The organism is Schnuerera sp. (assembly GCF_035459645.1).
In the GTDB taxonomy this organism is placed as follows: domain Bacteria; phylum Bacillota; class Clostridia; order Tissierellales; family Tepidimicrobiaceae; genus Schnuerera.
This window is the reverse complement of record NZ_DATHXO010000440.1, coordinates 1-3,999: the sequence shown is the minus strand read 5'-3', so window position 1 is coordinate 3,999 and position 3,999 is coordinate 1. Positions and strand designations below refer to the sequence as shown.

Annotated in this window: 6 protein-coding genes; all 6 read right to left on the bottom strand. The window is 30.3% G+C overall.

Annotated features, from left to right (window positions below):
* Positions 1–531 (bottom strand): cell division protein FtsZ (locus VK998_RS10415; RefSeq protein ID WP_325228063.1); only part of this gene is annotated, 531 nt, incomplete at its 3' end.
* A 109-nt stretch (positions 532–640) separates the two neighbouring features.
* Positions 641–988: a small basic family protein gene (locus tag VK998_RS10410; RefSeq protein ID WP_325228062.1), complete on the bottom strand. Its 348-nt coding sequence runs from the start codon at positions 986–988 to the stop codon at positions 641–643.
* 1 nt (position 989) lies between these two features.
* The gene (locus tag VK998_RS10405; RefSeq protein WP_325228061.1) at positions 990–1,718 is read right to left on the bottom strand and encodes a DUF881 domain-containing protein; all 729 of its coding nucleotides are present in this window, start codon (positions 1,716–1,718) and stop codon (positions 990–992) included.
* Positions 1,719–1,734: 16 nt separating this feature from the next.
* Entirely contained in the window at positions 1,735–2,463 is a 729-nt protein-coding gene (locus VK998_RS10400; RefSeq protein WP_325228060.1) for a DUF881 domain-containing protein, read from the bottom strand.
* A gap of 10 nt (positions 2,464–2,473) precedes the next feature.
* Positions 2,474–3,229, bottom strand: a complete 756-nt coding sequence (locus tag VK998_RS10395) for a cell division protein FtsQ/DivIB (protein ID WP_325228059.1) — start codon at positions 3,227–3,229, stop codon at positions 2,474–2,476.
* A 55-nt stretch (positions 3,230–3,284) separates the two neighbouring features.
* On the bottom strand, positions 3,285–3,999 hold a 715-nt coding region (locus tag VK998_RS10390), incomplete at its 5' end, for a UDP-N-acetylglucosamine 1-carboxyvinyltransferase (protein ID WP_325228058.1).

The window sequence follows — 3,999 nt, the reverse complement described above, 5'->3', positions numbered from 1 at the left end:
AGTCTTCTTTTCTGCCACTTGAAGCAACCGATCATTTGGTATAGTAACTAAAGTATCTACTTTGTTTTTTAATTCTTCTATACCTTTTTCAGCATGAACCAACCTTCTTCTTCCTTCAAAAGTAAAAGGCTTAGTGACAACTCCTACCGTAAGTATCCCCAGTTCTTTTGCTACTTCAGCAATTATAGGGGCAGCTCCTGTACCGGTACCTCCACCCATTCCAGCTGTAATAAAAACCATGTCTGCACCTTTCAAAGATTCTGTAATTTCATTTCTATTTTCCTCAGCTGCTTTCATTCCTATTTCCGGATTTGCACCAGCGCCTAACCCTTTGGTAAGCTTTTCTCCAATTTGTAACTTTTGCTCTGCTCTTGATGAATAAAGGGCTTGTCTATCAGTATTAACTGCAATAAATTCAATACCCCTAACACCAGAATCAATCATTCTATTTACAGCATTATTTCCTCCACCACCCACACCAATTACTTTTATCTTTGCAAATTCTTCAACATCTACATCAAAATCAAACATAGAATTAACCCCCTTATCAATTAGTTAAAAACCTTTATTAAACTTAAATACATTAATTCCTATAATAATTAATAAATCTTATACATTTATAAATACTTGAACTATCAGATCATTCTTGGTTTTTAAATCTTTTTTTAAACAATATTCGTCTAATCCTTGCAAAGTTTTCAAACAACCTTCCTCCAAAAGTGAAGATTGCTGCATAATATAGTGGGACTCCAAGTCTATCACCAATATAAGCTAAAAAGGCAGCCAAAATAGCATTTCCAAAAAAACCAGACATAAAAATACTCAAATCAAATTTATTATCTAAATTAGCCCTTATTCCTCCAAATACAGAATCTAGGCAAGCTAAAATAGCCACCGATATATATAATGAATATTGAACATTGTAAGTATATGGTAATAAAAGTCCTATTGCTAATCCTATCAATATACCTATTGCTGCAAAAAACATATTAATCACCTTCTTTTGATGGTTTTGCATGCTTAAAATTAAATCTTCCATTATATTCTGGAATTATAATCTCATCTTCTATACTAGTTTCAATGTTTATTTGATCTATAGTCATTAAAGCATAACCGTAAGTATTTGGAGCATTTATTGCTGCATTTAATAATTTTGGATTACCTATAGCTTTTATATAAAATGGGGTCCCAACACTTCTTCCATTAATTCTAATAATCGGGCCACCACATTTTATCTCTGATATAGATAATACTCTTTGGTCGTTAATACTTATGGCTTCAGCTCCAGCCCCTCTCAGATCATTTATTATTCTTAGAACGTCTGCATCGTGAATTAAATCTAAATTATATTCTTGACCAAATGCTTCTTCAGACATATTGTCTTCCATCCTAATAATTATTCCAGGACCTTGCACTTTTTCGAAGCCTGCAACTATTTTATTCTTGCTCAATTCAGATTTTAAAATATCAATTATATTTTCATCTCCACTAGCTATACTTTCTAACATCTTTATTTGCTCGTTTTTATTATCTATCATAATGTTTAATTCATCAATTTCCTTATTTATAGTATTTATTTCATTTTTAGTAGTTTGTATTGAGTTTAGTGTAACAGGTGCAAAATAAGGTACCGTTTGCTTAAATTGAAATGCCAAAAAAATACCCAACAATATAGAAAAAACAAAAACTACTAAACTAGGTTTGTCTATCCTCTTCATATAAATCCCCCAAATTTTAATTGGCTTCATCTTCAACAGGTCGTGAATATACAAATTCAATTATCTTCCTATACTTTGGTATCTTAACATTTTTTTCTTTAGCCAAAAATACATTATAGTCATAATATTGCAAAGTCCAAACTATTCCTCTCTTGATAGATAAGGCTGATTCTAAAGTTTCAGGATTTCCTATAGCTTTTATAACAATTGGTGAATTAATAGAAACTCCATTTATTTCTATGTGATCATCTGCCCTTTCTATCTCTGTAAATGCTGTATATCTTTGATCATTGATAGAGATAGCTTCTGCCTCAGCAGCATTTAAAACGCTAATAGTTTGCAATATTAAATCTAAATCATCTACTATCTTGTATTCTATACCAAATTGTACATCCATAGGAGGCTCTTGAATTTCTAGAACTATTCCCGGCCCTTCCAAATCAACATAACCTGCTAATATTCTATATTTTTCCAAATCCTTATATAAATTCTCTGCATAAACATTATTATCTGCTTCTCCCTTTTCATATTGTTTTATCTTGTTTTCAGCTTCATCTAAAGCATTTATAGCAGCATCTCTCTCTTCTTGTGCTTTTTTTAAATCTATAGCTAATTGCTGTGCTCTTTGGGTTGGTAAAACCCCTTCACCAACAGTTTTATTTACAGTTTTAAATTGTATTGCTAAAATTACACCTAAAAATAAGGAAACTAATGTAATTGCCAATTTGCCACTTGTTTTTTTCATATAATTCCCCCTACCTATCATCCGTCACTACTATTGGGTTATCTCCTTTGTTTAATAATATCTGTTTTACATTTAAATCCTTTTTCTCAATATCATCTAATATTTTAATTAGAAAGCTTAATTTATATTTTACATTATCTAATGGTCCAAAAGCAACCTTAATACCATCTTTTAATTCAATCATTGTATTATTAATATCGGTAAAATTTATATATTTCATTAACGATAAAAGACTTGATTTTTCGCTATAAGTAACAAATGTTTCAATATCATCCCTATCTAATGATGAAAATAGATTGATACCTGGTTGAAAATCATCTAATTCTAAGCCAAATATTTGTGGCAATTCTACTTTTTCTATTTTTTCTTCTACCTTCAGTATATATCCTTCATTGTCTATATAAAGGAAAGATCCTATATAAGGTATTATTACAATTTCTTGTCTTTCTTCTATATCAATAATTATCTCCTTTGGCATATTCCTCTTAATTCTTGCTTCTTTAACATAGGGTAATCTTTCCAAACTTTCTTTGCCTTTCTTTTTACTAATTTTAAATATATTTTCTCCTCTATTACACATAGAAGCTTTAATAATTTGTTCATAACTTACATTTTTATTTCCAACAACTTTTATACTTCTTATATTGAAAAAATCAGTTTTAAAAGCAAATAAGTAAATTAATATAACTGTTAAAATAAATAAAAGAAATCTCAATATTCTTTTTCTTTTCTGTATCCTTCTTTTGGATTTTTTTTTCTTTTTCATTTGATAACCCACCTATTCGCTTGTCCTAAACTATGGTAGGCAGCATAAGCTGCTCTCAGTCAACCTTTTTAATATCAGCACCAATGTCCTTTAATTCTACATGAAAATTTTCATATCCTCTTTCTATATGGTGTACGTTTTCTACCTCAGTAACTCCTCTTGCTGCTAGACCTGCTAATATAAGACATGCCCCTCCCCTTAAATCTTTAGCAGTCATCTTTGCTCCAGTTAATTCCTTTACTCCTTTAATAATTGCTACTTTGCCAAATATTTTAATATTAGCACCCATTCTAGTTAATTCTTCTGCATGCTTAAATCTGTTTTCAAATACCGTCTCTGAAATGATACTAGTACCATTAGCTATACTTAACAAAGCCATCATTTGTGCTTGCATATCAGTGGGAAATCCAGGATAAGGCAATGTTTGAATCATTTCAATAGAATTTGTTTTTTTAGGTCCTATTATTTTTAAAGAATTATTATCATTATATATTAAACTACCAGCTTCTTTTAATTTTGCAATAATTGCTTGTAGATGATCAACTATAATGTTTTTGACTACTACTTCTCCCTCAGTTATAGCTGCAGCAATCATATAAGTTCCTGCTACTATTCTGTCTGGCATAGTATTATGGGTAACATCGGTAAATTTATCTACTCCATCAATAATAATTACACTTGTACCTGCTCCATTTATCTTGGCACCAGCTTTATTCAAATAGTTTTGTAAATCAATTATTTCTGGTTCCCTTGCTGCATTTCGGATGATA

Excerpts from the sequence above, each read along its gene's own strand:
- VK998_RS10410 (WP_325228062.1), bottom strand. The coding sequence starts at position 988 with ATGTTTTTTGCAGCAATAGGTATATTGATAGGATTAGCAATAGGACTT.
- VK998_RS10405 (WP_325228061.1), bottom strand. The coding sequence starts at position 1,718 with ATGAAGAGGATAGACAAACCTAGTTTAGTAGTTTTTGTTTTTTCTATA.
- VK998_RS10400 (WP_325228060.1), bottom strand. The coding sequence starts at position 2,463 with ATGAAAAAAACAAGTGGCAAATTGGCAATTACATTAGTTTCCTTATTT.
- VK998_RS10395 (WP_325228059.1), bottom strand. The coding sequence starts at position 3,229 with ATGAAAAAGAAAAAAAAATCCAAAAGAAGGATACAGAAAAGAAAAAGA.